General features: G+C 39.5%; 8 protein-coding genes. 3 read left to right on the top strand and 5 right to left on the bottom strand.

The window, feature by feature from the left end; translation table 11 throughout:
- Nucleotides 1-100 precede the first annotated feature (100 nt).
- On the top strand, nt 101-994 hold the full coding sequence (locus tag NZ519_11770) for a T9SS type A sorting domain-containing protein (protein ID MCS7029432.1): 894 nt from the start codon (nt 101-103) through the stop codon (nt 992-994).
- A gap of 264 nt (nt 995-1,258) precedes the next feature.
- On the opposite strand, the gene NZ519_11765 is transcribed toward NZ519_11770, so the two are convergent.
- From NZ519_11765 to NZ519_11750, 4 genes are all read right to left on the bottom strand, one after another.
- A complete protein-coding gene (locus NZ519_11765) occupies nt 1,259-2,236 on the bottom strand; it encodes a Gfo/Idh/MocA family oxidoreductase (protein MCS7029431.1) in 978 nt (325 codons plus the stop codon).
- A 5-nt stretch (nt 2,237-2,241) separates the two neighbouring features.
- Nucleotides 2,242-2,952 (bottom strand): YebC/PmpR family DNA-binding transcriptional regulator, encoded by a 711-nt coding sequence (locus NZ519_11760; protein ID MCS7029430.1) that lies wholly within the window; start codon nt 2,950-2,952, stop codon nt 2,242-2,244.
- 195 nt (nt 2,953-3,147) lie between these two features.
- Nucleotides 3,148-3,318, bottom strand: a complete 171-nt coding sequence (locus NZ519_11755) for a hypothetical protein (GenBank protein MCS7029429.1) — start codon at nt 3,316-3,318, stop codon at nt 3,148-3,150.
- Between the two features lie 49 nt (nt 3,319-3,367).
- The gene (locus tag NZ519_11750) at nt 3,368-3,637 is read right to left on the bottom strand and encodes a hypothetical protein (GenBank protein ID MCS7029428.1); all 270 of its coding nucleotides are present in this window, start codon (nt 3,635-3,637) and stop codon (nt 3,368-3,370) included.
- 73 nt (nt 3,638-3,710) lie between these two features.
- Here NZ519_11750 and NZ519_11745 point away from each other — a divergent pair, with 73 nt between their 5' ends.
- Both NZ519_11745 and NZ519_11740 read left to right on the top strand, forming a co-directional pair.
- Nucleotides 3,711-4,046 (top strand): tetratricopeptide repeat protein, encoded by a 336-nt coding sequence (locus NZ519_11745; protein MCS7029427.1) that lies wholly within the window; start codon nt 3,711-3,713, stop codon nt 4,044-4,046.
- Entirely contained in the window at nt 4,039-4,881 is an 843-nt protein-coding gene (locus NZ519_11740) for a protein phosphatase 2C domain-containing protein (protein ID MCS7029426.1), read from the top strand. The genes NZ519_11745 and NZ519_11740 overlap by 8 nt, the downstream gene beginning before the upstream one ends.
- Here the strand turns inward: NZ519_11740 and NZ519_11735 are convergent.
- On the bottom strand, nt 4,832-5,002 hold the full coding sequence (locus tag NZ519_11735) for a hypothetical protein (protein MCS7029425.1): 171 nt from the start codon (nt 5,000-5,002) through the stop codon (nt 4,832-4,834). The two genes, NZ519_11740 and NZ519_11735, sit on opposite strands and share 50 nt — an antisense overlap.
- Nucleotides 5,003-5,169 lie beyond the last annotated feature (167 nt).

Raw genomic sequence — 5,169 nt, 5'->3', positions numbered from 1 at the left:
AAATTCCTGAATCAAATTACTTTGAAAAAATTATCGTACAACCATAAAAGAAAGGAGAAGTAATATGAAAAAGTTAAAGTTAATCTTGCTCTTTTGCTGTTTGGGCTTAATCGCATTGAGCCAAAGTGTGCCTGAATTTGAATTTACCATAAAAATTAGGGACAATGGAGGTAACAAAGACAGTGTAATCATTGGCTATGATCCTATGGCTACGGATAGCATAGACGCTTCCTTCGGAGAAACACTTATCCCTTACACTACTCCCTTTGATAGTGTATTTGAAGCCAGAGCATGGGTACATAATCCCACTGCTACATGGGAAGGATATACTAAAAAGCAGATAACTGATAAATATCAATTCTTGAATCCTTGCATTACGAGTTCGGGAGGTCATATACAGGTAATTGTATTTGTCCGTGCTAAGCGAAAGAATTTTCCTTTGACAGTAGAGTATAATCACAGTTTATTTGTACCCAATTCCTGTCATGACTCTACCTTGTTACAATGGTATTTTGAAGATGTTCATCCTGAAGACGGTCCGTATCACTTGTTAAGGGATTTTAGTTCGGGGAAGATAACACTTCCTTATAGTATAATGTACATGTCTAGCTATTACCGTATGGATTTTGAGACATACTTAAATTGTTACAACAGTTCGGGGGGAGTAGTAACGGACACGGTGTATGTATGGAAGTTTATCATGGCGGGGTATGACTTTTATCGTTACTTGTATCTTGCGTTAAATGTGCAAGATCAGAGCATACCTCAACTTTCTGCATTGGTGTATCCCAATCCTGCGCGAAATGAGGTACGTGTAAGTATCCCTGAACCTGCATGGTGTAGTATTGTGGATGTCAGTGGCAAGGTAGTGCAGAATGTATATTTACAGTCGGGTAGTAATGTGTTGGATGTTAGTAATGTTCCCAAAGGTTTGTATTTACTGCGGTTGCAGGGTAAGAATAAGTTTTATCAGCAGAAGTTGGTGATAGAGTAGAGATTTGGAAGCCCACTTTATAGGTGGGCTTTTTAGTTTGTTTTTTGGGGTAGTTGGGGGGTTATTGAATTTGCGTGAGGCATGCGAAGGGCGTGCGTCAGCACGGTGCGCAGCGAAGCGCAGCACCGAAGCGATAGCGTAGCCCGTAGCACGCCGACCTTGCCCACACGAGCGTAGCGAGACGTGGGCAAGGACACGCCCAAAAAAATAATAGTGATTTTATCTTATCACACGTAAAATTTTAGTGTACTATAACTATACTTTTTACTTAATTTTCTCAACAACCATAAAAGCAGTTTCTAGTGCGTAGTAGGCGTCATACATATTTACAGGGGGTTCAGTATTGTTGATAATAGCATCATAAAACGTTTCTAACTCCATTTTAATGGCATTTATAGGAGGGGTAGGTAAAGCTTCATAATGCAAATTTTCGGGCATTTGACCCATTTCAAGAGCTTTTTTTAGTTTTTCGCGTGCGTCAGGAGCATGCATATCTTTGAGCTGAAATATTTCAGCTTTCTTTTCTAAAAAATCCATTGTAATATAAGCATCTTGCTGAAAAAGGCGCATTTTCCGCATGTTTTTCAGACTAATTCGGGATGCCGTTATGTTAGCCACAGCACCATTAGAAAAAGTAATCCTAGCATTAACAATATCAGGAGTTTCACTGACCACAGCTACGCCGCTAGCATCCACTTTAAGGACCTTTGCTTTTATCATACTCTGTATTAAGTCAATATCGTGAATCATCAGGTCTAATACCACAGAAACATCCGTTCCTCTGGGATTAAACTGCGCTAAACGATGGCTCTCTATAAACAAAGGCTTAGGACCGATCTTCTCAACAGCTATAAAAGCAGGATTAAATCGTTCAACGTGTCCTACTTGAATTTTTACCTTGTGTTGAATAGCTAAATTGATTAAATCTTGCGCTTCATCTAAGTTAGTAGTAAAAGGTTTTTCAATAAAAACATGTTTTTGAGCTCGTATTGCTTTACTGGCACAATCATAATGGGCAATAGTGGGTACTACTACATCTACCACTTCCACGTTTTGTATTAAGGCATCTAATGTGTCAAAATAGGGTACGTTTAGCTTTTGAGATACCTCCTCTGCTGTGGGTAAATGAATGTCATATATTCCGACTAACTCATAATTTGGGATTTGCTTAATACAATTGATATGAATTTTACCTAAATGTCCTGCACCTAAAACACCAATTTTGAGTTTGCGTTCAGTCATGGGGTTTATTTTAGATTATGATACACATTTTGAATATCATCGTCTGCTTCTATTTTTTCAATCAGTTCTAAAACTTCATTTTCTTGTGCTTCGGATAGTTCTACGAAAGTATTAGGAATTCTTTGAATCTCTGCGCTTAGCACTTCTATCTTTCGATCTTCCAATGCTTTTTGCATGTTAGCAAAATCCGTAAATCCTGAGTAAATGACAATGTTTCCTTCTTCATCATGTCCTAGTTCTTCTAAACCGAAGTCAATCAATTCTAATTCTAGGGTTTCGAGGTCAAGGTTTTTATCTTGGAGTTTGAACACGCTTTTTCTATCAAAGATAAAATCTAGCGAACCTGTTTTACATAAGCTTCCGCCAGACCTATTAAGATACGTACGGATGTTTGCTACGGTACGAGTGGGGTTGTTGGTAGCGGCTTCCATGATAATTGCTACGCCGTGTGGGGCGTAACCTTCGTAAGTAATTTCTTCTAACTCAGCTTCTTCTTTAGAAACGGCACGTTTGATAGCTGCTTCAATGCGGTCTTTGGGCATGTTTACTGCTTTGGCGTTTTGTATAGCCATCCGCAAGCGGGGATTATATTCAGGGTTAGGTCCTCCTTGTTTGACTGCAATAGCAATTTCCTTTCCTGCACGAGTAAAAGCTTTTGCCATTCTATCATACCGAGCAAACATTTTGTACTTGCGTTTTTCAAAAATGCGTCCCATACTTTTTTACAGAGCAATTACCTGCAAAAGTAGAGATTTAACCTATTTTATACAAATGAGTTCTTGGTATAGCTTACAAGCCAGGTACGTTTTGCCTTGTAAGAGAATTATTATTTTTGAATGGAAGTAATTTTTGATTTTTTAGGCGTGCCCTTGTGGGCGTTACGCTGCGCGTATGCCCACAAGGTCGGCGTGCTACGGGCTGACGGTGCTACGCCCCGCCCACCCTCTGGGTAAGGGTAAAAGCGTAGGCGAGGGGCTTCGCACCAAGCCTAACGGCTTGCCCTCCGCATGCCTCACGCAAGCAGCAAGTATGCCAAACCCATCTATTGAAATCCAACCCTGTAAATAGTTGAAAATGAACATAAAACAAGGTAGAAATAAAGTTTAACCTTGTAAATCATTGAAAATCAATTCAAAATAAGGTATAATTTCGAAAATCAGGGTAAAAGAAGTCCGTATATTCAAGGTTTAGTCTTGTAGGTGCTTGAAAAACAATGTAAAACAAGATAAAATGAAGGTAGTTCAAACAAGGTAAAGCAAAGATATGTCTAAAAACAAAGTAAAACGTCAAAAGGCTGCTGCGTGAGGCATGCGGAGGGTGCGTCAGCAGTGCGAAGCGTAGCGTAGCACCGAAGCGATAGCGCAGCCCGCAGCACGCCGACCCGAGCGCAGCGAGGGACACGCCCGAAGTAAGAATTGATTTACCAAAGTATCCAATACGCATAAATTCCATAAATTTTATACCTTTGCAGGTCATGAAAGCAGAAGAACGGCTTAAAACCTTACTAGATTTTCTCAATCAAGATCCAAATGATACCTTTACACGGTATGCTATTGCCACAGAATACAACAACATGGGAGATTTAGATACCGCACAAATGCACTATGAGTATTTATTAGAACATCACCCCGACTATGTAGGTACATACTATCACTTGGGTAAATTATATGAAAAAAAAGGACTTACTCAAAAAGCAGTGGAAATTTATCAAAAAGGAATGCGTACTGCGTTAAATGCTAAAAATATGCATGCTTATTCAGAATTACAAACTGCTTATAGAATAGCCGCAGGATTAGAGTACGATGAATAGTCATACTTTTATCAGTGCCTACGGCTCTGTGATAGGATTAGGGCATATTCAACAAGATATGCCTATGCAGGATGCATGCGGTTATGATACTTGGGATAATGGTTGGGGAATTGCTATTATATGCGATGGTGCGAGTTCATCTGGTTTTGCTCATATTGGGGCGCATTTGTGTGTCGGCTTTCTTATTACTGAGTGTAGAAAGGTAGATTGGAGTACACTTATTCAAGACGAAAGCACACTTGAAGAACAGGTTTTCATATTATTACTAAACGCACTTGAATACTTGAAATCACGGCGAGTCTATGAGTTAGAGTCCTTGAGTTGTACCGTAAATGCGGTTATTTTTTCGCAGCATAGTTTAATTAGCTTCCACATAGGAGATGGGCGTGCAGGTTATTGTGATATAAGTGGAAAATGGCACGCTTTATTTAGACCGCATAAAGGAGAGGAATTCAACCAGACCGTGTTTTTAACATCGCAAATTTGGCAAGAAGAGCCTCATAATTGGTTAGAAGTACGAGTAATAAAAGAGCCATACAAGGCTTTCTGCGTTTTGAGTGATGGATGCGAGAACGCCGCTTTTGAGTGCAATCAATGGAACGCGCAGAAAGAAATATATGAAGACTTAAATAGACCCTACAGTAGATTTTTTGACCCTTTGATACAGGGTTTGTATTTATTGTATCAGCAAGGTAAAAAAAAGGCTGAAATTCAAACTTTGTGGGAGGAGTTTTTAAGAAATGGAAACAAAACCCTTACCCAAGAGAGAGATGATAAGAGTTTGATTATAGTATGTAACCTAGAGCAGAATAGAATTTTGTATAAAACAGAATAATCGGGAGATGAAATTGAGTATTATTTTTTTGGGTGTGCCTCTTTCTGCGCTCGGGTCGGGGCATTCCGCATGTAGCCCGTAGCACGCCGACCTTGCGGGCATAAGCGCAGCGAATGCTCACAAGGGCACGCCCAAAAAATATCAACTTAATCACTTATCATTTTGAGTTTTACGCTGTTGTAACTTCAAACCAAAATGCTTGGCAATTCTTTCTTGATAAAGTTGTGAAGGCGCAAGCTCTATCACTTTTTGGGCTGCATAAATTACGTCGTTTTCTCTTTCCAAAAG

The sequence above is a fragment of the Bacteroidia bacterium genome (assembly GCA_025056095.1).
Taxonomy (GTDB): Bacteria; Bacteroidota; Bacteroidia; order JANWVE01; family JANWVE01; genus JANWVE01.
Note: the sequence above shows the minus strand (reverse complement) of the source record. Positions and strands in the feature narration are given on the sequence as shown.

What these genes read in the sequence shown, in the direction of transcription:
- NZ519_11740 (MCS7029426.1), top strand. Translation starts at nt 4,039, where the DNA reads ATGAATAGTCATACTTTTATCAGTGCCTACGGCTCTGTGATAGGATTA.
- NZ519_11745 (MCS7029427.1), top strand. Translation starts at nt 3,711, where the DNA reads ATGAAAGCAGAAGAACGGCTTAAAACCTTACTAGATTTTCTCAATCAA.
- NZ519_11760 (MCS7029430.1), bottom strand. Translation starts at nt 2,952, where the DNA reads ATGGGACGCATTTTTGAAAAACGCAAGTACAAAATGTTTGCTCGGTAT.
- NZ519_11765 (MCS7029431.1), bottom strand. Translation starts at nt 2,236, where the DNA reads ATGACTGAACGCAAACTCAAAATTGGTGTTTTAGGTGCAGGACATTTA.
- NZ519_11755 (MCS7029429.1), bottom strand. Translation starts at nt 3,318, where the DNA reads ATGTTCATTTTCAACTATTTACAGGGTTGGATTTCAATAGATGGGTTT.